Annotated in this window: 24 protein-coding genes; 7 read left to right on the top strand and 17 right to left on the bottom strand. The window is 62.5% G+C overall.

Annotated features, from left to right (window positions below):
* Positions 1-13: 13 nt before the first annotated feature.
* The 8 genes from P3T43_RS33480 to P3T43_RS33445 all read right to left on the bottom strand — a co-directional run bounded on the left by P3T43_RS33480 (position 14) and on the right by P3T43_RS33445 (position 8668).
* Positions 14-1213: an amidohydrolase family protein gene (locus tag P3T43_RS33480; RefSeq protein WP_429285284.1), complete on the bottom strand. Its 1200-nt coding sequence runs from the start codon at positions 1211-1213 to the stop codon at positions 14-16.
* A 79-nt stretch (positions 1214-1292) separates the two neighbouring features.
* The gene (locus P3T43_RS33475; RefSeq protein ID WP_429285283.1) at positions 1293-2006 is read right to left on the bottom strand and encodes an ABC transporter ATP-binding protein; all 714 of its coding nucleotides are present in this window, start codon (positions 2004-2006) and stop codon (positions 1293-1295) included.
* Positions 2003-2812: an ABC transporter ATP-binding protein gene (locus tag P3T43_RS33470; RefSeq protein ID WP_429285282.1), complete on the bottom strand. Its 810-nt coding sequence runs from the start codon at positions 2810-2812 to the stop codon at positions 2003-2005. Before P3T43_RS33470 ends, P3T43_RS33475 begins: the two co-directional genes overlap by 4 nt.
* On the bottom strand, positions 2809-4788 hold the full coding sequence (locus tag P3T43_RS33465) for an ABC transporter permease (protein ID WP_429285281.1): 1980 nt from the start codon (positions 4786-4788) through the stop codon (positions 2809-2811). Before P3T43_RS33465 ends, P3T43_RS33470 begins: the two co-directional genes overlap by 4 nt.
* 58 nt (positions 4789-4846) lie before the next feature.
* On the bottom strand, positions 4847-5431 hold the full coding sequence (locus P3T43_RS33460) for an amino acid synthesis family protein (RefSeq protein WP_429285280.1): 585 nt from the start codon (positions 5429-5431) through the stop codon (positions 4847-4849).
* Positions 5432-5502: 71 nt separating this feature from the next.
* Positions 5503-6093 carry an amino acid synthesis family protein gene (locus P3T43_RS33455; RefSeq protein WP_429285279.1) on the bottom strand — a complete coding sequence of 197 codons (591 nt, stop codon included), beginning with the start codon at positions 6091-6093 and terminating at the stop codon, positions 5503-5505.
* Positions 6069-7028, bottom strand: a complete 960-nt coding sequence (locus P3T43_RS33450; RefSeq protein ID WP_429285278.1) for a UPF0280 family protein — start codon at positions 7026-7028, stop codon at positions 6069-6071. Before P3T43_RS33450 ends, P3T43_RS33455 begins: the two co-directional genes overlap by 25 nt.
* 5 nt (positions 7029-7033) lie before the next feature.
* Positions 7034-8668: a 6-hydroxynicotinate reductase gene (locus P3T43_RS33445; RefSeq protein ID WP_429285277.1), complete on the bottom strand. Its 1635-nt coding sequence runs from the start codon at positions 8666-8668 to the stop codon at positions 7034-7036.
* Positions 8669-9047: 379 nt separating this feature from the next.
* On the opposite strand from P3T43_RS33445, the gene P3T43_RS33440 reads away from it, so the two are divergent.
* Positions 9048-9752, top strand: coding sequence for a TetR family transcriptional regulator (locus tag P3T43_RS33440; RefSeq protein WP_429285276.1), 705 nt, complete (start codon positions 9048-9050; stop codon positions 9750-9752).
* Between the two features lie 33 nt (positions 9753-9785).
* Here P3T43_RS33440 and P3T43_RS33435 read toward each other — a convergent pair whose 3' ends face one another.
* From P3T43_RS33435 to P3T43_RS33405, 7 genes are all read right to left on the bottom strand, one after another.
* The gene (locus tag P3T43_RS33435) at positions 9786-11141 is read right to left on the bottom strand and encodes an MFS transporter (protein ID WP_429285298.1); all 1356 of its coding nucleotides are present in this window, start codon (positions 11139-11141) and stop codon (positions 9786-9788) included.
* 105 nt (positions 11142-11246) lie between these two features.
* A complete protein-coding gene (gene pcaC, locus P3T43_RS33430; protein WP_429285275.1) occupies positions 11247-11639 on the bottom strand; it encodes a 4-carboxymuconolactone decarboxylase in 393 nt (130 codons plus the stop codon).
* Positions 11636-12427, bottom strand: coding sequence for a 3-oxoadipate enol-lactonase (pcaD, locus tag P3T43_RS33425; protein ID WP_429285274.1), 792 nt, complete (start codon positions 12425-12427; stop codon positions 11636-11638). Before pcaD ends, pcaC begins: the two co-directional genes overlap by 4 nt.
* A gap of 4 nt (positions 12428-12431) precedes the next feature.
* Entirely contained in the window at positions 12432-13811 is a 1380-nt protein-coding gene (locus P3T43_RS33420) for a 3-carboxy-cis,cis-muconate cycloisomerase (protein WP_429285273.1), read from the bottom strand.
* A 108-nt stretch (positions 13812-13919) separates the two neighbouring features.
* Positions 13920-14579 (bottom strand): 3-oxoacid CoA-transferase subunit B, encoded by a 660-nt coding sequence (locus tag P3T43_RS33415; protein WP_429285272.1) that lies wholly within the window; start codon positions 14577-14579, stop codon positions 13920-13922.
* A gap of 11 nt (positions 14580-14590) precedes the next feature.
* Positions 14591-15295, bottom strand: coding sequence for a 3-oxoacid CoA-transferase subunit A (locus tag P3T43_RS33410; protein WP_429285271.1), 705 nt, complete (start codon positions 15293-15295; stop codon positions 14591-14593).
* A 511-nt stretch (positions 15296-15806) separates the two neighbouring features.
* Positions 15807-16046, bottom strand: coding sequence for a hypothetical protein (locus P3T43_RS33405; protein ID WP_429285270.1), 240 nt, complete (start codon positions 16044-16046; stop codon positions 15807-15809).
* 10 nt (positions 16047-16056) lie between these two features.
* Here P3T43_RS33405 and P3T43_RS33400 point away from each other — a divergent pair, with 10 nt between their 5' ends.
* The 4 genes from P3T43_RS33400 to folE all read left to right on the top strand — a co-directional run bounded on the left by P3T43_RS33400 (position 16057) and on the right by folE (position 21703).
* The gene (locus P3T43_RS33400; protein ID WP_429285269.1) at positions 16057-18015 is read left to right on the top strand and encodes a S8 family serine peptidase; all 1959 of its coding nucleotides are present in this window, start codon (positions 16057-16059) and stop codon (positions 18013-18015) included.
* 77 nt (positions 18016-18092) lie between these two features.
* A complete protein-coding gene (locus P3T43_RS33395) occupies positions 18093-19904 on the top strand; it encodes a tetratricopeptide repeat protein (protein ID WP_429285268.1) in 1812 nt (603 codons plus the stop codon).
* Between the two features lie 101 nt (positions 19905-20005).
* Complete coding sequence (locus tag P3T43_RS33390; protein ID WP_429285267.1) at positions 20006-20929, top strand: LysR family transcriptional regulator; 924 nt, start codon at positions 20006-20008, stop codon at positions 20927-20929.
* Between the two features lie 138 nt (positions 20930-21067).
* Positions 21068-21703, top strand: coding sequence for a GTP cyclohydrolase I FolE (folE, locus tag P3T43_RS33385; RefSeq protein WP_429285266.1), 636 nt, complete (start codon positions 21068-21070; stop codon positions 21701-21703).
* A gap of 65 nt (positions 21704-21768) precedes the next feature.
* Here folE and epsC read toward each other — a convergent pair whose 3' ends face one another.
* Entirely contained in the window at positions 21769-22695 is a 927-nt protein-coding gene (gene epsC / locus P3T43_RS33380; RefSeq protein WP_429285265.1) for a serine O-acetyltransferase EpsC, read from the bottom strand.
* A gap of 104 nt (positions 22696-22799) precedes the next feature.
* Positions 22800-23033, bottom strand: a complete 234-nt coding sequence (locus P3T43_RS33375; RefSeq protein ID WP_074296310.1) for a hypothetical protein — start codon at positions 23031-23033, stop codon at positions 22800-22802.
* 357 nt (positions 23034-23390) lie between these two features.
* Between P3T43_RS33375 and P3T43_RS33370 the strand changes: the two genes are divergently transcribed.
* Positions 23391-23840, top strand: coding sequence for a DUF3005 domain-containing protein (locus P3T43_RS33370; protein ID WP_429285264.1), 450 nt, complete (start codon positions 23391-23393; stop codon positions 23838-23840).
* A gap of 208 nt (positions 23841-24048) precedes the next feature.
* Positions 24049-24654, top strand: a complete 606-nt coding sequence (locus tag P3T43_RS33365) for a short chain dehydrogenase (RefSeq protein ID WP_429285263.1) — start codon at positions 24049-24051, stop codon at positions 24652-24654.
* The last annotated feature ends 101 nt before the right edge of the window (positions 24655-24755 follow it).

Genomic DNA, 24755 nt, shown 5'->3' with positions numbered 1-24755 from the left:
GGTTGCGGCGCGCTCAGACGACCACCGGCACTTCGGTGGCCGGCGGCGTATTGCGACTGCGCCGGCAACGGATCAAGCCGTCGATCATCACCATGCCCACGCCCGGTATATCGCCGAGTTGCACGCTTTCGAGCAGCGTGCTGCCGGCCGTGTGCTGCGCGCGATCCATGAACACCAGGTCCGCCGGGCGGCCCACTTCGATCAGCCCCTGGCGCAGATTGCGCTGCCTTGCGGTATTGCCGGTCGCAAAGCAAAAGGCGATTTCGGCGGGGACGTCAGCGAGACTCGAAATCAACGCGATCATCCGCAGAATGCCGAGCGGTTGCACGCCCGAACCTGCGGGACTGTCGGTGCCAAGAATGATCCGGTGCGGACATTTGAGTTCGACGGCGTGACGCGCGGTGAGCAACGCAATCCGTTCGTTGCCGTTATGGACGATTTCCAGCGCGCGGGTGGATTGCTCGCACAGATCGCAGACGTGGCGGTACGGCAGGGATGTGTGGCCGCCGTTGATGTGACCGATGACGTCCGCATCGGCCACCAGCACGACGTCCTTGTCGATCAGCCCTGAGCCGGGAATCGACGGTCCGCCCGTGTGAATCGTGCTTTGGATTCCATACTTGCGTGCCCATGCCACCATCTGGCCGGCTTCTTCACCCGCTTTCACGCTGCCCAGACCCACTTCGCCCAGCAGCTTCACGCCCGCTTCCGACAATTCCTTGAAGTCTTCCTCGACCATGCCCTTTTCGATCACAGGCGCGCCGGCCAGCACTTTCACACCGCCGCCGACACCTGCTCCGCGCATGCCTTCGAACGAGCGTTGCGCTGTAATCGCGAGGGCCTTCACGCCGATCACATCCTTAGGACGTCCTGGCAAATGCACTTCGCCCGCCGAGATCATTGTTGTCACGCCGCCGTTCAGATTCGATTCGATCCAGCCCATCTGGTTCTGCCGCGGCGTCCAGTCGCCGAAGACAGGATGCACGTGCGAATCGATCAGACCAGGCGTCACCGTCGTGCCTTTGCAATCGACCCTGGTGCGCGCGCCTTCGAGCTCGCAATCTTTCTCCTTGCCCACGGCGACGATCACGCCGTCGTCGATCACCAGCGTGTCGGCGTCGAGAATCGGCTTGTCGATATCGCCGGATAACAGCAGGCCAATATTCGTTACCACGACTTTGCCCGACAATCCTGTCAACGTCTCTGCTGCCATCTGCTTCTCCTTTCGCCACGACTACCCGACGCAACCGCTCGCCCGCCTGACGCTGGACGCGCGGGCCGCGCCGCAGGAATCAGACACTCAGATAAGCGCGCCTGACTGTTTCGTTCTTCGCGAGTTCGCCGATCGTGCCGCTAAAGCGGATCTGCCCTTTTTCGAGGACATACGCGCGGTCGCTGACCAGTTCGGCGAAGTGCAGGTTCTGTTCGGACAACAGTATCGACAACCCTTCGCGCTTGAGTTCGAGAATCATGTTCGCCATCTGCTCGACGATGACCGGCGCCACACCCTCGGACGGCTCATCGAGCAACACCAGATACGGATTGCCCATCAGCGTGCGCGAAACGGTCAGCATTTGCTGTTCGCCGCCGCTCATCTGGCCGCCGGGCCGCCTCGGCATTTCGCCGAGATTGGGAAAAAGCCGGAACAGTTTCTCCGGCGTCCACTGCGGTGCGCCTTCGCGCGGCGGTTGACGGCCCGCATCCAGGTTCTCCATCACCGTGAGATCGGAGAACACGCGGCGGTCTTCCGGTACGAAACCCATGCCCATGCGCGCGATCCGGTACGGCGGCAGCGTCGCAATGTCCGCACCTCGAAACCGCACTTCGCCCTGGCGGCGCGGCAGCAGGCCCATCACCGCCTTCATCGTGGTGGATTTGCCCGCGCCGTTGCGGCCCATCAGCGCCACCACTTCTCCGCGCCCCACTTCCAGACCGACGTCGAACAGGATATGCGCGCGGCCATAGAACGCATTGAGGCCGGAGACTTTGAGCATGGGCTCGCTCATGGCAACGCCCCTTGATGACTTACCTGGTTATCCTGATGCTCGAGCGCTGCATGCGCCTGGAAAGTCTTGCCGGTGCCGAAATACACTTCCTGCACGCGAGCGTCGTTGCGGATCGTGTCGGCACTGCCTTCGGCGATCAGTTTGCCGCGCGCCAATACGATCATGCGGTCGGCGTAGGCGAACACCACGTCCATGCTGTGCTCGGTGAACAGCACGCCAATCTTGTGCTCCGTGACGAGACGCCTGGTCAGCGCCATCAGCTCGTTGCGCTCCCTCGGCGCCATGCCGGCGGTCGGTTCGTCCATCAGCAGCAGCTTCGGACGGTTTGCCATGGCGATAGCGAGTTCAACGCGCTTGACGTCGCCGTACGCCAGCACGCCGCAGGCTCGATGCGCGTCCGCGCCCATGCCGACCTGTTCGAGCAGGCCGAACGCTTCATCGGCGTACCACGATCCCGCGGGCTTCCACAGACCAAACAGTTTGCGTTCGCGCGACACCAGCGCCATCTGCACGTTTTCAAGGACGGTCATCGAATTGAAGGTTGCGGCGATCTGGAACGTTCGGCCCACGCCGAGTCGCCAGATATCGCGCGGCCGCATGCCGACGAGTTCGTGATCATCGAGCCGGATCGAACCGGACGACGGCCGAAGTTGACCGTTGACCATGTTGAAACAGGTCGATTTTCCGGCGCCGTTCGGACCCAGCAAGGCGAGCAGTTGACCGGCTTCGAGTTCGAACGACACGTCGTCGACGGCCCTCAGTCCACCGAACGATTTAGACAGGCCCGCTACGCGCAGGAGACTCATAGGCCCTCCTTCATGGCGGCTGCCTGCGAGGCTGAAGGCGCAGGCCCACCACTGCGCTCTGTTTCGGGGACACCGCCTGCAGGTCCGTTTTTCGTGGTGGCGTCATCATCGCCGAAGCGGTCGCGGATAAAGCCCACCATGCCTTGCGGGAACGCAATCACCAGCAGCAGAATGGCCAGCCCGAGCAGCGCCTGCCAGTAATCGGTCTGACGTGCGACCGTATCCTGCAGCCACGTAAAGACCGCTGCGCCGACAATCGGTCCGCTCAAGGTCTGCAGACCGCCGAGCAGCACCATCACCAGGCCGTCGACGGAACGGCTCACGCTGATGACCTCCGGCGAAATCGTGCCCTTCGAAAACGCGTACAAGGAGCCGGCCAGACCGCAGAACACCGAAGCGATCACGAACGACACCCACTGCACCCGCTTGACGTCGATACCGATCGCCTCTGCGCGCAAGCCCGAATCACGCGAAGCCCGCATGGCATAACCGAGCGGTGAAAACAGCATGCGCCGCAGCAGCCAGACGCACACGGCAACACATGCAAGCGTCAGGTAGTAATAGGCGACCGGCGAGGATAGCCTGTTCGACGGCCATAATCCCAGCACGCCGTTACTGCCTCCCGTCACGTCGTCCCACTGAAACACCACCGACCAGACGATCTGCGCAAATGCGAGCGTCAGCATCGCCAGATACACGCCGGACAGCCGCACACAGAACCAGCCGAACACAAGCGCCCCGCCGAGCGCGAGCAACGGCCCGAGTAACAGCGCCGCTTCCATCGGCAGATTCAGGACTTTGAGAAAGAGCGCGGCGCCGTACGCGCCGAGTCCGAAATACGCGGCATGCCCAAACGAATGCATGCCGCCCGGTCCCATGATGAAATGCAGGCTCGTGGCGAACAGCACGGCAATCAGGATTTCGACCAGCAGGATGGGCATATAAGGAAACGCTTTGGCAGCCAAGGGTGCGAGCACGAGCACAGCCAACACCGCCACTGCCAGCCATTTCACACGTTTGCCAGCGGGTCGCAGCGGCGTGTCCGGTGCGGCCATGCCACGCACCGCCGCGCTGGCACGCCCAAATAAACCCCAAGGCCGCACGACCAGCACGACGGCCATCACCACGAACTCGGCGACCAGCGTGAAGCGGCTCAGCGAAAAATCGATCCCGCCAATCGACACGTGTCCAATGCCGATACACAGCGCCTTGATCTCGGCAATCAGTAACGCCGCAACGAAGGCACCGGGGATGGAACCCATGCCGCCCACCACCACGACGACGAATGCATTGCCGATGGTCTCCAGATCGAGCGACAGATTCGCCGACATGCGCGGCCCCTGCAACGCGCCGCCCAGACCGGCGAGAAACGCACCCACAAAAAACACGCCGGTAAACAGCCACGCCTGGTTGATCCCCAGCGCGCCGAGCATCTCGCGATCCTGCGTCGCCGCCCGCACCAACGTGCCCCAGCGCGTGCGCGTGAGGCTGTACCACAGCAACAGCAGCACCAGCGGACCGATCACGATCAGTGCGATATCGTAAGTAGGCAACGCATGACCCAGCAGATTGACCGCACCGGCCAGATGCGGTGCACGGGGCCCAAACAGTTCTTCAGGGCCCCACAGCCAGAGCGCGGCATCACGGAAAATCAGCACCAGCGCGAAGGTGGCGAGCAGATGAAACAGTTCGGGGGCCTGATAGATACGCCGCAACACGACTATTTCGACGAGCGCGCCGAGCACCGCGACCACCAGCGCCGCAGCCAGCACGGAGAGCCAGAAGCCGCCCGTCGTCTGGCCGAAACGGCTGGCAATGCTATAGGCGACGTAAATGCCGACCATATAGAACGAACCGTGCGCGAAGTTGACGATGCGTGTGACGCCAAAGATCAATGACAGCCCCGCGGCGACGAGAAACAGCGTCGACGCGTCGGCGAGTCCATTGATCAGTTGTACCAGCAGATTCGAAAGCATCGTAATCCTCAGCGGCGTGCAATCCACCCAATGCGCAGGACACTACCAGCGAAATGATTCAGCGCAAACCGTCTTCCCCTTTGATTTCGCTGACCTGCAATCCGCCGATGCGCGGCAATGGCCGGCCCGAGGCGGTCACCGCGACCGCCACCACAATCTCGTTGGCGCGCGGCGCATCGGACACCCGCGCTTCGATGGCGTCGAAATGACTGCGCACGAAGGCCGCGTCCTTGTGGCCGAGCGGCACATCGATCGCCGTCCCGAGCGTGCCCATCTTCTTGGCCGACGGCACCAGCGCGGCACCCTTCTCCACCGCGACGCGTAGCGGCGCGCCGAGCTTCGGATGCAGGATCGCCGCAGCGTGCTCCAGTTCGCCCGCCTCGCCCACGATCGCGGCCTTACCGTAACTTTGCGCTTCGCCGGGCGCAATACCCAGCGCCTCGACGCATTTCTTGCCGAGCAGTGCGCCGAGTTCCTCGCCCGCGTCGATCAGCGCCTCCAGCTTCGCTTCGAAGCGGCCTGCGTAGGGATTTTCAATCACCGCGATGGCGACCGCGCGGCGCGCCGGCGGATCGATTGTCTGGCCCATTTCAATGCGTGTTTCGTCCACCTGCACTACCAGCTTGCGAAGCTTGATTGCCATTTCGCTCTCCGTGGATGGGTTCGCTGCGTCTGCGTTCAGTCTGTTCGTGGGGACGTCGAGGTCGATGCCGTTTAGCGCAGACCGTCCTTGCCGACAATGGCCTCTTTCGCGAGACCGCCGACGCGTGCATGCACGCGCTGTCCGGTGCCCATCACGAGGATATAGACCACCTCGTCCGCCGCCGGCGCGCCAGGCACCCGGACCTCGAGCGCATCGAAGTGACTGCGCACGTAGCTCGCGTTCACGTGGGTCAGCGGCACGTCGAGTGCAGTGGACGGCGCGCCCACCTTCTTGGTGGACGGCACGATCGCATTAGTCGGCACTCCGTTCTTTTCCAGCAGTTCGCGCATCGCATAGCCGCCCGGCACATGCCACAACGCGCCATGCTCGAGTTCGCCGGCCGCGCCGACAATCGCGCCCTTCCCGTAGCTTTCGATCGCCGCATGCGGGACGGCCATGGCCGCCAGCAACCGCTGCGCCATGTCGACGCCGATCGACTTGAGCGCCTCCATGGCGTACTGGATGTCAGCCTCGTAACGACCCGCAAACGGGTTGGTCATCACAGCCGCAATCGCGCCCTTGCGCAACGGCTGCGCAGGCGCCGGACCGAACTCGTGAAAGATGTCTTCGACGTGCGTCAGCACGCGGCGTATTTCGAACACGGAGCCTCCGTTGGGTAATAGGTGTCGCGGCGCGCGCGCAGGCCGCCGCTCGCAGCCGGCACCGCTGCGAGCCGATCGACCATGCCGACCACACGCACGCTGCGCTGCAAAAACAGCGCGGCGCCTTCGATCAAACCTTGCTCGTGCAGACGGACCGCTTCGCCGGCGCCACGCGCGAGCGCAATGTCGATCAGCGGTTGCGGCAACGGCGGCACATCGACCGTCACCAGCAGGTCGCCGAGATCGCTGTCGTCTTTTAGCGTCGAGGCCGGACGGCGCACGATACCGTCATGCTGCAGATCCACGGCATTCGCGATCATCGTCGCGGCGGCATCAGCGGCGGCCGCGCTACGTGCCAGCACCGTCACGCTATCCGCAATGCCGAGGCTGAAACTGCGGCCACGCCAGCCGCTGGTGGCGATGCCGCGCACCGGCGAGGCTGCATCGAGCGTCAGGTTAGCATCGAGCTGAAGGCGACTGCCTGGCCGGTTGACGTCGAATTGGGCGAGATCGGTGAATACACCGATACGGTACTGCTGTGCTGCGCTCAGATAAAGCGCAATGTCGCCACCGTTGTTGACGAACGCGCGCGACACGCCCGCGCGGGCGAACGCCTCGATCAGTTCGTCCGCGACACTGCCGGCCACCGCGGCCATCGGCGTGATATAGCGCGTCCGATACGGGTGGCACGCGTGCCACATGCGGCTCGCGACACGGCCCTCGCATGGCCGGCTCGACGCGTCGTGAGGTACCGGGCGGCGCAGGCATGGCAGTTCCCCCACCAGTTCGCCCAGCACACTGGTAAAGCGCTCCCAGCATGCTTCGTGCGCGGCCTGCACGGCTGTGGCGTCGCCATCGGCGCCGATGACCAGATCGATCGGGCCGTGCTGCAAGTGCCAGCGGGTGGCGTCGAGTGGCGTGCGGGTCGCGGTCATGATCGTCACCCGAGCATCGGCGGCATGCCGGGCGGCCACGGATTATCGGGGTGGCGCGCGAGTGTGCGGCGCGCGAGCGGCGCTCCTTCGACGTGATCCGGCCCGTTGGCCAGCACACTGTCGAGCGAGCGCACGGCGTCGAGGTGGCCGCCGAGGTCGCGGTACACGTCATAGCTCATGGTGAATTCGATCGGCGCGACGATCGCCGGCGTGGGCACCGTACCGAACGAACGATCCGGCATGCGCGTCACATCGACCATCACCGTAATGCCGCCGCCCGGCCACACATACGCCGGCGCACCGCCGCATGTCACATTCACGAGGCGCTGCTTGATGGCCCGGGTCAGCAGGACGGGATTCTCGGTCGCACCGGCGCGCAAGCTGCCGCCCGCGCCGCCCAGAAACAGCACCGTCGCGAGGGACGGTTCGCAATTTTCGCCAATCCGCTCGACCGTGCTGCGCACGATGGCCGGCATGTCCATGATGCGCGGCACGAGGTTGGCGTCCAGTTCATACCACTGCGCATGCTCGCCGGTAGTCGATACCATCAGCAAGCGCATACCCGGCCGCGCCACGGACGGATCGAAGCCTTCGATAATGGCCAGGGGGTCCTGAATATCCGTGCCGCCCCAGCCCGTACCAGGATTCGCAACCTGAAAATAGCGACCCGGCGTCGATTTCCGGCCGCGAATCTTCAGACCTGAGCGCGTCATGCCGAGGCACCGTCCCGCCTGATGCTCGGTGAGCACGCCGGTAATGTGGTCGTCGACCACGACCACTTCGTCGACATGCCCGAACCATTGTTTGGCGAAGATGCCGATGGTGGCCGAGCCGCAGCCCACCCGCATACGCTGTTCCTCGACGCCGTCCACGATCGGAGCCGCACCCGCGCGGATCACGAGACTCGCACCACCGTCGATGCTCAGTTCGACCGCCTGCTTGTTGCCGAGCGCGAGCATCATGTCGCACGTCACGCGGCCTTCTTTCTTGCTGCCGCCCGTCAGATGATGCACACCGCCGAGGCTCAACATCTGCGAGCCGTATTCGGCCGTGGTCACGTGGCCGATCATCTCCCCTTGGCAGCGCACATTCGATTGCTCTGGCCCGAGGAAACGGTCAGTGTCGATTTTGACCTTGAAGCTGCAATAGCTGAAGATGCCTTCGGTGACGACCGTCACCATGTCGACGTCGTCGAGCTTCGATGCAACGATGAACGGCGCGGGCTTGTAGTCGGGATAGGTGGACGAGGCGCCGACACCGGTGACGAAGAGCGTCTGATCCTGATGCTGATATTGATGCGCCGTTGCTTCGGTGTTTGCGTCCGTGTTCGCCTCAGCCGCTGCACCAAATTCGATCGCAGCCGGCTCCTGGGCGTTTTCGCCGGCCGCCAGCGTGCGCGACACGAACACCACGGGGTCGACCCGGATCAGCCGTCCGTCTGAATTGGCGTAGCGGTCGCACGCGCCGGTGCGGCCGACGGAGATCTGGCACAACACGGGGCATGCATTGCACTCGATCTTGTTGCTCGCCATGCGCTCGCTGCGGGGCGCCGCCTTTTCGAGCACGGTTGGGCCAGGCGTCGATGCGGTTTCCCCGTCGACGCGCTCTGCACCGAAATCGACCTTCGTATGTTCAGTCATGGTTGGGTTCCCAGACGACGACATGACAAGCGGCCCTACCCGGCTGACAAAATATCCCTTTTTTCAAGGCATATTCGCGGGACACACAACGGCGTGCATGGTTAAACCTGTTGTGGTCATCGATCGTTCGTGTAGTATCTACTACACCAAACCTGACTGAAATCTACCCGATCAAAATAGACTGCGCAACGCTTTTGCCCATTCCTCGCCATGTTGCGGCGCGCCATTGCTGGCGCCGTGACCCTATGCAGGAGCAGTTCCGCACGGCCGCCCGTATATCCTGGCTGTATCATGACAGCGAGCCGGCAGCGAACCGCGCTGGTCCGCCGTGTTGTGAACAGATGCACCAGAAATCAACAAAGAGAGTCGAGGCCCGCCAATGAGTCCAACCGCCGCCCGCAAGACGGGCGCCACCGGCATCCGCGCGAAGCAGGCTCAGGATACGCGCGCAAAGATTCTGAAAGCCGCCATCAAGGTATTCGCCAAACAGGGTTATGCGAGCGGCCGGGTCGAGAGTATTTCGAAAGCGGCACGCTCGCATGACCGGATGATTTACTACTACTTCGGCAGCAAGGAACAATTATTTGTCGAGGTGCTGGAGACGATCTACTCGCAGTTCAATGAAGCGGAGAGTCGGCTCGATCTGGATTTCGAGGATCCCGTGCACGGCTTGCAGCAAGTGGTCGAGTTTGTCTGGCAGTATTACCTCGATCATCCCGAGTTCGTCACGCTGCTTTCCAGCGAGAATCTCCATCAGGGCAAGCACGCGAAAAAGTCGTCGAAGCTGCGCGAAATCTCCGGCTATGCGATTTCCGTGGTGCAGAAGGTGCTGGATGCAGGCAAAGCGAAAAACGTGTTTCGTGAGGGCATTGCGGCACGCGATGTGTACATCATGATCGCCTCGCTCGGCTATTTCTATAACGCCAATCAGTACACGCTCAGCGCGTTTCTCGGCGAATCGCTGATGGAGAAGGCAGCCCTCGCGCACTGGCGCGAGGTCATCAAGGAGACTGTGTTGCGCTCGGTGCTCGCACGCGTGCCGGTTGAAGAAGCCGGCACGGTGAGCGAGAGCCCGTCGTCATGAGTTCGGCGGCCGCGATGCGGTAGCCGCTCGCGCTTACGCCGCTTCCCGCGGCATGCCTGCACTCGCCGCCCGATGCGCGGCGGACCGCTTCACCATCAACGCTACCGCGGCGATCAGCGAAGGCACCGCCAGCAACGCGAAAATCGTGCTGAAGCCGATATTGGCCTGCAGTAGCAGGCCGCCGGAAAACGCCCCCAGAATGCCGCCAAAACGGCCGACGCCCAGCATCCAGGCCACACCCGTCGCCCGACCGCTGGTCGGATAGAACGCCGCGGCCAGAGTGGGCAACGACGATTGCGCGCCGTTCATGCACACACCGGCAATGAAGGTGATGGCCGCGAGCCACACGAGACTGCCCGACTGCTGGCCGACCATCCACACGAACAATCCCGTCAGCACATAGGTAATCGCAATCACACGATGCGGCTCGAAGCGGTCCATCAGCCAGCCTACGGTAATTGAACCGACTCCGCCGCCGAACGGAAACAGCGCGGTGACCAACGCCGCCTGGCGTACGGTAAAGCCCGTATCGCGGATCAACGTCGGCAACCAGCTGGTCAGCATGTAATAGACCAGCAACCCGGAGAAGTAAGTAATCCATAGCATGAGGGTGCCAGTCCTGAAGCGCGCAGAAAGCACCACGGATCCACCGGTCTGCCGCTGCACGGCAGGATCTTCCGGCAACACGAAACGCACGTTATCGAGCGACTCGTTTGGCGCGATTCGGCGCAGTACCGCAGCAATCCGCTCCACTGACCAGCCGCGCAGCACCATGAAGCGAATCGACTCGGGCAGCCCGATCAACACGAAGCCCAGCACGATCGGCATCACGCCTCCCGCGACGAACACGCTGCGCCAGCCGTATTGCGGAATCAACTCCGCCGCCACGAGACCGCCGGCCGACGCCCCCACGGTAAAGCCGCAAAACATCGTATTGACAAGAAACGAGCGTTTGCGTGCGGGCGCATATTCGGAGGTCAGCGTGGTGGCGTTCGGCATCGCCGCGCCGAGACCGATGCCGGTCAAAAGGCGCAGCACCGCGAGTTCAGCCACCGAACCTGCGAAGGCACACGCAATGCTCAGTACACCGAATACCAGCACTGAACCCACCAGCACTTTCTTGCGCCCGATGCGGTCTGCCAGGGGACCCGCTGCGAGTGCGCCGATTGCGAGGCCCACCAGCGCGGCGCTCATCACCGGTGACAACGCCGCTTTGGTGGCATGCCACTCCTGCGCGAGCGAAGGCGCGACAAAGCCGATGGCAGCCGTGTCGAAGCCATCCGTCGCGACGATCAGAAAGCACAGGATCAATACGAGCCATTGATACGGCGAGAATCGCCGTTCATCGATGAACTGTTGCACGTCGAGCGTACGTGATGCGCCAGGCACCGTCACTGTCATGGCTGTCTCCTGTCTTCTGCTTTATGGCGGCGCTGCCAGCAATCGCTGGCAGCGCCGCCTTTATCTTTCTACTCTCAGGCCCTGCAACAACACTTACGCCTTGGCGGCGGCGTCCTCTTCACGGAACAGCTTGTCAGCCAGATGGAAGGCCGAATTGGCCGCCGGCACGCCGCAATAGATCGCGGTCTGCAGCAGTACTTCCTTGATCTCGTCGCGCGTCACGCCATTGTTCTTCGCGGCACGCAGATGCAAAGCGAGTTCTTCATTGCGGTTGAGCGCAACCATCAGACCGATGGTGATCAGACTGCGCGTGTGATGAGGCAAACCCTCGCGCGTCCAGAGTTCGCCCCATGCATAGCGTGTGATGAAGTTCTGGAATTCCTCGGTGATCTCCATGCGATTGGCCAACGACCGGTCGACGTGTGCATCGCCCAGCACCTTGCGGCGCGTCTTTAGTCCTGCTTCATAACGTTCGTCGTCGTTCATTGCCGCTCCGTGAGAAAGTCGATGACGGTCTTGGTAAACGTCTCCGCCTGCTCGATGTTGGAGATATGCGAGGCGTCCAGTTCAACATAGCGGGCACCCGGAATCGCCGTTGCGAGTTCCTTGCCTTGCGCAGGCGTCGCCGCCAGATCGTGCGTGCCGCCGATCACGAGCGCCGGCAGCTTGATGCCGGGCACTTCGGGACGCAGGTCGGCGGCGTCGATCGCCTCGCAGTTGCTGGCGTAGCCTTCCTTGTCGGTGTGCACGAAAACATCGCGGATCACCGAGAACATCAGCGGCTCGCGGGCAATGAACTCGCCGGTGAACCAGCGCGGCAAGACAGCTTCCGAAAGCGCCAGCATGCCTTCCTTCCGCGCCCGTTCGGCACGCGGCACCCACACTTCCGGCGAGCCGATGCGCGCCGCCGTGTTGCTCAGCACGACACGCTCGAAGCGGTTCGCGTGACGCGCCGCGAGTGCGATGCCGGTCAGGCCGCCCATCGACAGGCCGCAGAAATTCGCCGTGGCGATCTTCAGCGAGTCCATCAGACCCAGCACGTCGCCGGTCAATTGCTCGATCGTATAGGGACCTTTCGGTGCCTCGGAGTGACCATGTCCGCGCGTGTCGTAACGCAGCACGCGAAACTGTCTGGACAGTGCGGCGACCTGGGGCGTCCACATCGCCATGTCGCTGCCAAGCGAATTCGACAGCACGATCCACGGTGCGTGGCCGTGGCGGTCGCCATCGATCCGATAGTGAAGCTCGATGCCGTTGACTGCAGCGTAGGGCATTCCTTTACTCCTGGGAGGTGGCGCGGCCAGCGCGCTCGTCATGCAGAGCCAGCACGGCGTCTACATAGGCGTGCGCCTGGCCGACGTATTGGGCCGGGTCGAGCAGGCGCCGCAATTGCTCGACCGAAAGATGTTGAGTCACCACGGCGTCTGCCGCAAGCACCTCGAAAAGCGACTGCCCCGACTGCACCGCCGCTTTCGATGCGCGCTCAACCAGATGATGGGCGTCGAGCCGGCCGACGCTGTCGCCAAGCGCGAGCATCACCGATTCGCCGAGAATCAGACCATGCGTGACTTCGAGATTCGCGGCGAGCCGCTCGACGTTGACGTCCAGCCCGCTCACGATCTGTTCGATGTGCGCGAGCGCGCCCCCCGCGAGCCGGGCGAGATCGGGCAAGGCGTCCCATTCGGCTTGCCAGCCGCCAAGGGCACGCTCGTGTTCCTGCACCATGCCCGACAGCACGGTAGCGACGAGGCCGGGCGCGCGCGTGGCCGCGGTCAAAACGGCCGCACAGCCGACCGGATTGCGCTTGTGCGGCATGGTCGACGAGCCACCCTTGCCCGCTGCCGCCGGTTCGCCCAGTTCGCCGAGTTCGGTTTGCATCTGCAGCGAGATATCGCGCGCAATCTTGCCGAGCGTGCCGATTAGCATGCCGAACCATGCAGCGGTTTCGGCGATGCGATCGCGCTGGGTGTGCCATGGCACGGCCGGCACCGTCAGCTGCAATTCGGCTCCTAGCGCTTGCGTCACGGCCGGTGCAGCGTCGCGCAGACTGGCGAGCGTGCCGGCCGCGCCGCCGAATTGCAGCACCAGCACCCGCGCGCGCAACGCTGCGAGCCGTTCATGATGGCGCAGCAAGGCGTCGAGCCACTGTGCGAACTTCAGACCGAGCGTGATCGGCAGTGCCTGCTGCAACCAGGTGCGGCCGATCATCGGCGTGGCGCGATGCTTGCGCGCCAGCGCAGCGAGCGCCGCACAGGTCGATTGCAGCGGATGCACGAGTAGATCAAAGGTTTCGCGCAGTTGCAGGACAGTCGCCGTGTCGATGATGTCCTGGCTCGTCGCGCCCCAGTGAACGTATTTCGATGCTTCGGCGTCCGCCTCTTTGACGCGCGCCGTCAGTTGCTTGACGAGCGGAATGGCGAGGTTGCCGCCGAGCGCCGCATCGCGCGCGAGGGCCTCGGCATCCAGTTGATCCGCATGGCAGGCCGCCTCGATCGCAGCCACCGCCGTCTGCGGAATCACCCGGTGCGCGGCCGACGCCCGCGCTAGCGCAGCCTCGACGTCAAGCATGCTTTGCAGCGTCGCGCGCGGCGACCAGATGTCGTTCATTGGCTGCGTGCCGCAGAGTAGACCGGTCAGACGGGCGCTGGCTTCGAGCATGATGGAGTCGGCAAAACGAAGAAGGAGATATCCTCCGCCCGCGCCGTGGTGAGCGCAAGCGGAGTCTGCACGGCGTGGACCGCGTGGTTGCGCGATGCCGCGCCGGGCTCACGCGGCGCGTGCCGCCTGGGTGCCGTCGATCAGCGGCACGCCCGTCAGCTTGTGCAGCGCATCGAAGTCGATATCGGAGAAAATCTCGCGGACCACCAGACCATCAGCGGTGACGTCGATCATGGCCAGATCCGTGTAGATGCGATCCACGCAGGCCACACCCGTCACCGGGTAGGTACATTCCGCGGCGATCTTGCTTTCGCTCTGCTTGGTCAGGTGTTCCATCATGACGTAGACCTGCTTGGCGCCGATCGCCAGATCCATTGCGCCGCCGACGGCTGGAATCGCGTCCGGTGCGCCGGTGTGCCAGTTCGCGAGATCGCCCTTGGACGATACCTGGAACGCGCCCAGCACGCAAAAGTCGAGATGGCCGCCGCGCATCATGGCGAAGGAGTCCGAATGATGGAAGAACGCACCGCCCGTCAGCAACGTGACATGTTGCTTGCCGGCGTTGATCAGTTCGTCGTCCTCTGCGCCTTTCTCGGGCGCCGGGCCCATGCCGAGCAGTCCGTTTTCGCTGTGCAGGAAGATTTCCTTGTCCGCAGCGAGGTGGTTGGCCACCAGCGTCGGCACGCCAATGCCGAGGTTCACATAGGCGCCTTCAGGAATATCCTGGGCGACGCGCCTCGCCATTTCATCGCGGGTCAGTTTTTTCATGTCAGGTCTCCTCAGGCGGCAGTTGCGGATGCAAGTTCGGCTTGATGCGTGGCTTGCGGCACTTCGATCACGCGTTGCACGAAGATGCCGGGCGTGACGATCTCTTCGGGATCGAGCTCGCCGAGCGGCACGACTTTCGACACCTGCACGATGGCGGTTTTCGCCGCGCTGGCCATGATCGGCCCGAAGTTGCGCGCCGTCTTGCGATAGACCAGATTGCCCCAACGATCGCCCTTGAACGCTTTGACGAGCGCGAAGTCGGCATGCAGCGGCGACTCCAGCACGTAATGCTTACCGTCGATCAGACGCGTTTCCTTGCCCTCGGCGAGCTTCGTTCCATAGCCGGTCGGCGTGAAGAAACCGCCGATACCCGCGCCGGCCGCGCGAATGCGTTCGGCCAGATTGCCTTGCGGCACGAGTTCAAGTTCGATTTCACCGGCGCGATAGAGCGCGTCGAACACGTAGGAATCGGTCTGGCGCGGGAACGAGCAGATGATCTTGCGGACCCGTTTGGCCTTGAGCAATGCGGCAAGGCCGATGTCGCCGTTGCCGGCGTTGTTGTTGACGATGGTCAGCTCGCGCGCGCCCTGCTCGATCAGCGCATCGATCAGTTCGGACGGCATGCCTGCCGTGCCGAAGCCGCCAATCATGACGGTCGCGCCGTCCTGCACGTCGGCCACTGCCGACTGAAGTGACTCGAAAATCTTGTTGATCATGTCGAATTCCCTTTGGGACGCCTGCACCGGGCCGCCCTGTCCGCAGCGGCACGCATCCTGGGCGAGCCACGTTGAACAACATGCGGGACGGTCTCCACGTCCTTGTCATGGCGCGTAGACCAGAAGGGGTCAACACGCAATTTGTTCGTTATACGAACACTGATTCGTTTAGCGAACGCACTGGCGCATTATGAAAGGCCGCCGTTCAGCTTGTCAAGGCTGGGATATCCATGATCCGCTTTTCCATGACGAGCGGCGAGTCGAAATCTCACGTAGCTGGTAAGTCTTCTGACCAACGCGCAGAACTTCCCTGATTTTATATCCTCCATGAGTTATTTATTATCTTCATTGGGCTAAACGGTTCATGAACCTGGCCTGTGAGCTCCGTGAGAAGGAGCGTCATGTGGCGGCACACGAAATACCTGTCAATTCGTTAGGAATATTAACTTAATCATCTTCAAGGAATTCACCTCCGCGAGAGGGATGAACAATCAATGAGAACAAAGAGACACTACGAAATACCGGTTGGCTTCCGCACGACGATCAGGCGGCTCAGCCGCATGGGGTCGAAGATCCGCATTGGCCGCGTATTGGCCGGCAGCGCTTGCATTTCGCTTTCGTTTGCGCTCGCCGCGTGTGGAGGGGACAGCGGCGGTGCGTCGAATGCCCCTGTCTCCCACACCGCAGCAGGCACGGCAACGGGCACGGCGGAAGTCGCGGCCGCGGCAAGCGCGGCGAGTTCGAGCGTCATGAGTCTCGCCATGTCGCTGAAAATGAATACGAGCAGCCTTGATCCCGATACGTCAACCGACCGCTTCATCATCCGGTACAAGACAGGTAGCGCCGAACGCGCTTCCATCACGGCAACCCAGTCAAGGCTCGACAGGATGGCCAGTGCCTTTCCCGCCAGGGCGCAACATTTACGACGTATGGGCATCGGGTCCGATGTCATCACCACCACGCGCAGACTGAACGCCCATGAAGCCAAGGCATTCATGCGTGCCATCGCCTCCGACCCGAACGTTGAATACGTTGAACCGGATACCGTGATGTCGGTGAACTCAACGCCGAACGATCCGGAATACAGCAAGCAATGGGGCCTGACTTCCAACCAGAAGCCCGGCGTGACCACTGCAGGAATTCGGGCAGAAGGCGCATGGGATCTTGCTAACGGATCCGGTGCCGTCATCGCGGTGGTGGACACCGGTGTAACGCGTCATAGCGACCTGAACGCAAACATCCTGCCGGGGTATGACTTCACCTCTGCCAACCGAGGCGCAAACGGCATGGATCCCGGCGTCACCACCGAGAAAAATTGCAGCGCCAGCTGGCATGGCACGCACGCAGCGGGCATTGCTGCCGCGCTCTCCAACAACGGGGTTGGAATCGCCGGGGTCGCGCCAGGCGCAAAGGTGGTCCCGGTTCGCGTGCTGAATGCCTGCGGAACCGGATACGCGTCCGACATTTCAGACGGCATCATCTGGGCCGCCGGCGGGTCCGTTCCAGGTGTTCCCGCGAACCCTTATCCGGCGAAGATCATCAACCTTAGTCTGGGTGGTCGCGGCATGTGCGAGACCACTTTACAGAACGCCATCGACAATGCGACCAGTCGCGGATCGATCGTCGCGGCCGCTGCAGGCAACAACTCTGACGACGCGTCGAATTTCCAGCCGGCGAACTGTCGTGGCGTGGTCAGCGTAGGTGGAATCGACCGGCTTGGCGGACGATGGAATCAATCGAACTATGGCGCAACCGTGGATGTTGCCGCGCCGGCCGATTCAATCTGGTCGACTTTCAATAATGGAACGTCGACGCCGGGCACCGAAGGATACGCCTACATGTCTGGCACTTCGATGGCCGCGCCCGCGGTAAGCGGCGTAATGGCGCTCGCCCAGTCGGTTGCGCCCAACGCCCTCACGCCAGCGGAAATGCGGACGCTGCTCATGCAGAATGTCCAGCCATTTCCGCGCGGTGGACCGGATCTGCCGATTGGATCCGGCATTGTCGACGCTTACGCCGCGGTCATCGCCGCCCGAGCGGGAAAGATTCCAGCAGCGGCCGACTTCACGTGCGCTCAAAGCGTGCAGTTGATGCAACTGACGTGTACGGACCGTTCGACGGCGCGCGGCACCGCAAGCATCCGGTCATGGACCTGGAATGCCGGCGACGGCCGTCCTGATACGGTCATGACATCCTCGACCAATCCGGTTTTCGACTACGACTACCCTGGAAATTACGTCGTCACCCTGACGGTGACCGATAGCAGCGGTGCTGTAAGCACCGTCAAGCGCCCCGTGAGCGTCAAGCCGCTTCTCGTCACCGACCTGACCGACAACGACTACATCGCCCAATATGGATTGCCGTTTCAATTGGCCAAGGGTGAGGTCCAGTACTTTTCCATCGTTGTTCCGGGAGGCGTGCGAAGCTCATTCTTCAATACCGTATGGACATCGACCTTCAACCTCAAGTCGAGTTCGGCGAACGACATCGCGACCCTGGAAGTCAAAGGCCGTACAGCGTCCATGGTGTCGCCTGATTGCTCGGCGAGTATGACCGGCGGCGTGCCTGCTTCATGTGACGGATTAGGCATGCCCAACGGCGGCACCTGGTATGCAAGAGTCACGGGCAAGACTGCAGTCAATAACGCCGTGCTCCGCGCGTTCAATACCCCGCCGGATCAATCTCGTGGCATTTGCCGCATGGGGATGACTGACTGCTAGCCGGTCACGATACCCTTGCAGTCGGTTCGCTGACTCAGCGGTATCGCTTGACCTGAATACAGACTCGATCCATCGCAATGTTCAACCAGGATATCAGCCCTGCGACCGTTGGCGCGACGATCGAACGCGCTAACGCCGCCTTCTCTGCGCGGCGCATGGATGAAGCGGCGCGTCTCTACCGGATAGCGCTGGCTGAAAACCCGGGCAACGTGCATGCGCTGCATCGCCTGGCGCTTGCGTGCGTGCATGAAAATGCCCTGCATGAAGCCAGCGCGCACATCGAACTCGCGTTGCAGATCGCGCCCGAGCATGCTGAACTGTGGGAGCATGCGGGCCTCATCGCCGCCACCAGACGCGACTATGTCCGTGCCGAAGCGTGCTATCAGCGAGCCATTCATATCGCTGGAAGTACGGCGTCGCTACACCGCAATCTGGCCGACTGCCTGCGACAACTTGGCCGGCTCCTTGAAGCCAGGGATCACTACAAGCGCGCGATTGATCTGGATTCCGAACTGCATCATGCGATCCGCGCGCTCGCACGCATCAGCGACGAACTCGGGGAGACAGACAATGCCGCAACCTGCTGGCTAAGAGCATGGGCGCTCGACTCAAGCACGCTGAAAGACGGACTCGACGCAATCGAATCCCTGATAAAAGCCCGTCGTACAAGACAGCTTGCCGAGGTTATCGCCGAGATCAGACTTCGATTTGCGAACGACGCAGAGGCGCTAAAAGCACTGGCGTTCACACTCAACACGAACGACCACGTCAACGAAGCGCTCAGCGTGGCCAGACAAGGGCTTGCCATTGACCCGCTCCATCCGCTGCTACATCACAACGCTGCGCGGTCGCTCAGCTTATGTGGCCGGCCCAGTGAAGCCCTGCCGCACAGTCTGAAAGCCGCGCAATGCCTGCCCGACAATCCCTATCTGCAATTCCAGCTTGCGGGTACGTTGCTGAGCCTCGGCGAATTCGAAGAGGGCTGGAAGCGATACGCCTGGTTCTACGCCATACCCGGCAAAGACAAGGAATGCGTTCGCCCGCCTTTTCCGGAGTGGAAAGGCGAGCCGCTTGCCGGCTGCACGTTTCTGCTTGTCGGCGAGCAGGGGCGCGGCGATGAAATCCAGTTCATCCGCTTCGCCGAGTGGCTGCACGAACAGGGCGCTATCGTCGATGTGCTGGTCAGTCAGCCCGTCGCCGGCGTAGCGGCCAGCATGAAAAGCGTGCGAACTGTGTTTATCGCCGTTCCGCCTGGCCCTTACGACTACTGGAGCCTGATGCTCAAGATGCCCGAGCCTATGAAGCTCAGTCAGTCCATGCTGCCGATTGCCATGCCGTACGTCACTGCAGCGCCAGACAAACTTGAGTATTGGAAGGCTCACGTGAATGCCATTTCGCCGCGTCCGGCAGATAGGGCAACGAAGCGAATCGGTATCGTCTGGGCAGGCGGCCCGCACCATGTGCTCAACCGCTTCCGGTCCATTCGACTTGACGCGCTGAAACCGCTTTTTGCGATGTCGTGCACAACCTGGTACTCGGTCCAGAAAGGCGATCGCGAGCGCGAGAGCGAAGCACTGGCAGCCGAATTCGATCTGCACACGCTCGGTCCGGCTATTCAGGACTTCACCGACACGCTCGCCCTGCTGAATACGTTCGACCTCCTCATTACCGTCGACACCTCAGTCGCGCACCTTGCCGGCGCGGCGGGCTTGCCCGTATGGACGCTGCTGCAGGCCGGCGCGGACTGGCGCTGGATGACGGAGCGCAACGATAGTCCGTGGTATCCGTCCATGCGTCTGTTCCGTCAACGCGAATTGGGAGACTGGGACACGGTTATCGATGAAGTGCGGGAGGCCCTGCAGAAATGGTGTGAAACACCGCAAAGCTAGCGCTGCACGCGCAGATCCTCGGCGCTTACCCCAATATACGATGGCGAGATTTCAGGAGTACGGTATATAAGCTTAATCGATACTCCGCCCGCCCCGCCCGCATGTCCGAACTCGACCTGAACCTGATCCCGTACCTCGTTGCGATGGAAGAAACACGCAACGTGAGCCGCGCCGCAGAGCGCCTCGGCGTAAGCCAGCCGCGCGTGAGCACGGCGCTCGGTCGGCTGCGCGAGTACTTCGGCGATCCGCTCTTCGTGCGCACTTCGCGCGGCATGGAGCCGACACCGCGGGCGCTCGCCTTGATCCCCGCGGCGCGTGAGGCGCTGTCGCGCATCAAGCAAGGCATGCTGGACGCGCAAGACTTCGACGCCGCCACCACGACGCATACGTTTTCAATCGCGCTCTCCGACGTCGGCGAAATCGTGTTCCTGCCACGCCTGCTGCAACTTTTTGCTGAGCGCGCGCCGCGCGCGAATCTGCGCTCGGTGTCGCTGCCGCCTTCGCAGATCGAACGCGGTCTAGAATCGGGCGATGTCGATCTGGCAGTCGGCTATTTTCCGGACCTGTCGGGCAATAATTTTTTTCAGCAGCGCCTCTTCACGCATCACTTCATCTGTCTGATGCGCAGTGACCATCGGCTCGCACACGAACCGCTCACGCTGGCGCAGTTCGTCGTGTCGGGCCATGCGGTGGTGCGCGCCGAAGGCCGCAGCCAGGAAGTCCTCGAGCAATTCCTCGAGAAAAAGCGCATCCGGCGTCGCGCGGTCCTGGAGACTTCGCACTTCATGAGCTTGCCATTCATCCTCGCACGCACGGACCTGATCGCTACGGTGCCTCACGCAATCGGCTTTGCGTACGTGTCGGAACACGCGTCGATCACGCTCGTCGAACCGCCGCTCGAATTGCCGCGCTTCGATCTGAAGCAGCACTGGCATCGCAAGTTTCATAACGATCCCCGTGCGAGCTGGCTGCGTGGTGTCGTCGCCGGGCTCTTCAACGACGCCATGGACGAGTGGCCGAGATAGCCCCTGACGCTTCAGCAGCGCACCGGCGCGCGGGCCGCCTCGCAGCCGCCATGCACGCGACAACGCAAAACATGGAACAATGCCCGCAAACGTTCGCAGCCCGATTCGACATGCGAGTTCACACGACAGGAGCGCAGGATGAGCAGCAAGGCAAACAAGACCAAACAAAGCGAAGCCCTGGGCCGCCCGACGCGCGACGAAGCTGAAGCCGCTGTGCGCGTATTGCTGCGCTGGGCCGGCGACGATCCGCAACGCGAAGGCCTCCTCGACACGCCGGCGCGCGTGGTGCGCTCATATGAAGAGTTCTTCGCGGGCTATTCGGTCGATCCACGCGAGATCCTCGCCCGCACCTTCTCTGAAGTGGACGGCTACGACGAGATGATCGTGCTCAAGGACATTCGCTTCGAGAGCTATTGCGAGCATCACATGGTGCCGATCATCGGCCGCGCGCACGTCGCCTATTTGCCGGGACGCCGGGTAGTGGGCATTTCGAAACTGGCGCGGCTCGTCGACGCGTTCGCCAAGCGTCTGCAGATTCAGGAAAAAATGACCGTGCAGATCGCCGACACGCTCAACGACGTGCTGCAACCCGAGGGCGTTGGCGTGATCCTCGAAGCGTCGCATCAATGCATGTCGACGCGCGGCGTGCATAAAGCCGGCGTCACGATGGTCACTTCGCGCATGCTCGGGACGTTTCGCACGGACCCGTCGACGCGCCGCGAGTTTCTGTCGATCGTCGGCAATCCCGGCGTGCTGGCCATGACGAACAGTTAGGTTCCCGAAGTGGGCTGAGAGCCGCGGTTAGCGGCTCCACGAGACCAAGGACGGCATAAAAAAGATCAGCGCCGCCCTTCGTCGTCGCAATCGGTTTCGCGGATCTTGCCCTGCGAGACGCTGCTGCCCGGCGGCACGCTATGGGTCAGCCAGACATTCCCGCCAATCACCGAGCCGCGCCCAATCGTGACGCGGCCCAGTATCGTCGCCCCCGCGTAGATCACCACGTCGTCCTCGACGATCGGATGGCGTGCATTGCCCTTGACGAGCGTACCGTCGGCATCCGCCGCAAAACTCTTCGCGCCGAGCGTCACGGCCTGATACACCCGTACGCGCTCGCCGATGATCGCAGTCTCGCCGATCACCACACCCGTGCCATGGTCAATAAAGAAACTCGGTCCGATTTGCGCGCCCGGGTGAATGTCGATGCCGGTCGCCGAATGCGCGATCTCGTTGATAAACCGCGCCAGCAGCGGCACGCCGAGCCGGTGCAGCGCGTGCGCGAGGCGGTGATGCGTCATTGCCCAGACGCCGGGATAGCACAGCAGGATTTCGGTGATGTGCTGCGCCGCCGGATCGCCGGTGAACGCGGCCTGAATGTCGCTCACCAGCAGCGCACGAATGCTGGGCAACTGCGTGCCGAATTCCCGCGCCACCTCGAACGCGCGCTCGCCGAGCGCGGCTTCGGGCGTCTCGCCGTGTTCGGGCAGGAACCGCAGCGCGCGGCGGATCTGTTCGGCGAGCAGCCGCAAGGTGCTTTCGAGCGTGTGCCCGACGTAATAGTCGACGGTTTCGTCGGTCAGGTCGGGCGCGCCATAGTGGGTCGGAAACAGCGCGGCGCGCAAACCGGTCACGATGTTGGTGACGGCCTCGCGTGACGGCAGTTCGCGAATGCCGCGCGGATGGCGCGTGCGATGCAATTGTTCGCGCGAGGCGCGCAGGTCGGCGACGATCTGTTCGAGGCCCCAGTTACGGGAAGGAGGGTTTGGCATGGTGAGGACGGCGGCCGTGCGGCAAGCTCGGTCAGAGTGAATTGTCCCCAGAGATTACCGCGTTTTCCCGTCGCTCGTGCAGCGCGGCCACCGCGCTAGCGGCATCAGATCGTCACACTGCTGGCGTCGATCCAGCGGACCGCCCAGTCGCGCGCGTGTGCGATGGCGGCAGCTTCGTCGGCGAAGCGGAAATCGGTAGGGAAAAACCGGTTGGCGACCAGCTCGCCGTCACTCGAGCGCGAGATGACCACGTAAGGTTGCCAAGTTCCGTCGCCCGCGCGCGCCGGCGCGCAGTTTAGCAAGTAGCCGCGATGTGTAAATGCAGCATCAAAGTGCATGTGTCACCCGCCCTGACTGCCTCGTCTAGTGTTTAAGCAGCGCTTTGTCGTCTCCCACCTGTCGTCACACTGAACGGCTTGATGGAAGCCGTCAATGCAACTGCGCCTACTCGTCGGAGTAAGATCATACTCTGTAGAAAATACGCGTTGATTAAAAAAAATCAAAAGAATGTCATACGCTTGTGCGAGTGCAAACCCCAACGCGTACAACTTGCCTCACAGATATGCGGAACAAGTTTTGCTGACAAACTCAACGATGTGATCTTCCGGAAAGCGCCGGACCGCCTCAGGCTTTCTTGCCCCTTCGGGGCGTCTGGCGCGAAGTAGCAGGTTTGGGGCACTCATCAGGAGAAGTCCATGACGAACAGCAATGACACTGGCAAACCCTTAGTCACCGCACCGACGGGCGGCCCGAGCAGCAGCGAGCTGCACAATGACAGGACACATGACAGCACCGTCGACACCGACGGCAAAAATCTCGAAGCCGCGCGCCTGGCGGGCTACAGTCCTATCGGACCGGACGAAGTGACAACCAGCAACGCCTCGCACGTGAACAGCGTGCCGGAAGCGAGGGACGGCCTTGCCGGCTTCGACAGCCGTGTGGGCGGCAACCATCTGCTGCTCGCCCTTGAACCGGGCTATGCCGTGGTCGACAAGGGCATGATCGGGCCGCAATCGGCTTATGACGAAGACCATCAGTTCGACGAAGACCTCACCGCCGCAAGCCGTCAGGATCGCGGGCGCATTCACTTTGCGCTCAACCATATGCGGCCCACGCGCGTGATTGAACTGCAGCGTGTCAAATGACAGGTCGGCGGGCGGCAGCATGCCGCTCGCCGTTCGTTTCGCTAGCCGCTTCACTATTCGCTGCGAGACCCGTTTCAAAGCCGATTCGAAACCTGATCCGAAACCCGATTCGAAACCGCAGGTTTAAAGACCCGCAAACCGTGCCCTCTTTTTCTCATTGCACAGCCCAACGAAAATCGAAGCCACATTTAACCTTCGGAGATCGCAGATGAAAAAAATCGTCGTAATCGGCGCAACCGGCACGCTCGGCCAGGCAGTCAGCACCGAACTGAAGGCACGTCATGAAGTGATTGAAGTGGGTGCGACGCGCGGCCAGTATCAGGTCGACAGCAAAGACCCGGCGAGCATCGAAAAGCTGTTCCGCGAAATCGGCAAGGTGGATGGCGTCGTGACGACCACCGGCAAAGTGCATTTTGGCCCACTGCAGGAGATGACCGTCGAACAGTTCTGGGTCGGCCTGCGCGACAAGCTGATGGGACAGATCAACGTGGTGCTCATCGGCCAGCAGTACATGAACGACGGTGGCTCTTTCACGCTGACCAGCGGCATCCTGACCGACGAGCCGATCCGCGAAGGCGCGAACGCAACCACCGTCAATCTGGCGCTGGATGGTTTCGTGCGCGGCGCGGCGATCGAACTGCCGCGCGGCATCCGCATCAATGCCGTGAGCCCCACGGTGCTGACGGAGTCGCTAGAAGATTACGGCCCGTATTTCCGCGGCTTCGAGCCGGTGACGGCGCAGCGCGCTGCGCAGGCGTACCTGCGCAGCGTCGAAGGCGCACAGACGGGACGCGTGTACCGCGTCGGTAGTTGACGTTTTAGTGAATCTCGGGCTCGCCAGCGCCGTTGTCGCTGGCGGCTCCGGCCGCGCCTTCGCGTTGCAGGAAGTCGAAGTCGCAACCCTTGTTGGCCTGC

It is taken from the genome of Paraburkholderia sp. GAS41, from assembly GCF_050436545.1.
Taxonomy (GTDB): domain Bacteria; phylum Pseudomonadota; class Gammaproteobacteria; order Burkholderiales; family Burkholderiaceae; genus Paraburkholderia.
The sequence above is the reverse complement of the archived record's forward strand: the minus strand, read 5'-3'. Positions and strand labels throughout refer to the sequence as shown.

Bases quoted from the DNA above. Each gene is read 5' to 3' on its own strand.
- P3T43_RS33480 (WP_429285284.1), bottom strand. From the start codon at position 1,213: ATGGCAGCAGAGACGTTGACAGGATTGTCGGGCAAAGTCGTGGTAACG.
- P3T43_RS33475 (WP_429285283.1), bottom strand. From the start codon at position 2,006: ATGAGCGAGCCCATGCTCAAAGTCTCCGGCCTCAATGCGTTCTATGGC.
- P3T43_RS33470 (WP_429285282.1), bottom strand. From the start codon at position 2,812: ATGAGTCTCCTGCGCGTAGCGGGCCTGTCTAAATCGTTCGGTGGACTG.
- P3T43_RS33465 (WP_429285281.1), bottom strand. From the start codon at position 4,788: ATGCTTTCGAATCTGCTGGTACAACTGATCAATGGACTCGCCGACGCG.
- P3T43_RS33460 (WP_429285280.1), bottom strand. From the start codon at position 5,431: ATGGCAATCAAGCTTCGCAAGCTGGTAGTGCAGGTGGACGAAACACGC.
- P3T43_RS33450 (WP_429285278.1), bottom strand. From the start codon at position 7,028: ATGACCGCGACCCGCACGCCACTCGACGCCACCCGCTGGCACTTGCAG.
- P3T43_RS33445 (WP_429285277.1), bottom strand. From the start codon at position 8,668: ATGACTGAACATACGAAGGTCGATTTCGGTGCAGAGCGCGTCGACGGG.
- P3T43_RS33440 (WP_429285276.1), top strand. From the start codon at position 9,048: ATGAGTCCAACCGCCGCCCGCAAGACGGGCGCCACCGGCATCCGCGCG.
- pcaC (WP_429285275.1), bottom strand. From the start codon at position 11,639: ATGAACGACGACGAACGTTATGAAGCAGGACTAAAGACGCGCCGCAAG.
- pcaD (WP_429285274.1), bottom strand. From the start codon at position 12,427: ATGCCCTACGCTGCAGTCAACGGCATCGAGCTTCACTATCGGATCGAT.
- P3T43_RS33420 (WP_429285273.1), bottom strand. From the start codon at position 13,811: ATGCTCGAAGCCAGCGCCCGTCTGACCGGTCTACTCTGCGGCACGCAG.
- P3T43_RS33415 (WP_429285272.1), bottom strand. From the start codon at position 14,579: ATGAAAAAACTGACCCGCGATGAAATGGCGAGGCGCGTCGCCCAGGAT.
- P3T43_RS33410 (WP_429285271.1), bottom strand. From the start codon at position 15,295: ATGATCAACAAGATTTTCGAGTCACTTCAGTCGGCAGTGGCCGACGTG.
- P3T43_RS33405 (WP_429285270.1), bottom strand. From the start codon at position 16,046: ATGACGCTCGAACTCGCCGCGCTTGCCGCGGCCGCGACTTCCGCCGTG.
- P3T43_RS33400 (WP_429285269.1), top strand. From the start codon at position 16,057: ATGTCGCTGAAAATGAATACGAGCAGCCTTGATCCCGATACGTCAACC.
- P3T43_RS33395 (WP_429285268.1), top strand. From the start codon at position 18,093: ATGTTCAACCAGGATATCAGCCCTGCGACCGTTGGCGCGACGATCGAA.
- P3T43_RS33390 (WP_429285267.1), top strand. From the start codon at position 20,006: ATGTCCGAACTCGACCTGAACCTGATCCCGTACCTCGTTGCGATGGAA.
- folE (WP_429285266.1), top strand. From the start codon at position 21,068: ATGAGCAGCAAGGCAAACAAGACCAAACAAAGCGAAGCCCTGGGCCGC.
- epsC (WP_429285265.1), bottom strand. From the start codon at position 22,695: ATGCCAAACCCTCCTTCCCGTAACTGGGGCCTCGAACAGATCGTCGCC.
- P3T43_RS33375 (WP_074296310.1), bottom strand. From the start codon at position 23,033: ATGCACTTTGATGCTGCATTTACACATCGCGGCTACTTGCTAAACTGC.
- P3T43_RS33370 (WP_429285264.1), top strand. From the start codon at position 23,391: ATGACGAACAGCAATGACACTGGCAAACCCTTAGTCACCGCACCGACG.
- P3T43_RS33365 (WP_429285263.1), top strand. From the start codon at position 24,049: ATGAAAAAAATCGTCGTAATCGGCGCAACCGGCACGCTCGGCCAGGCA.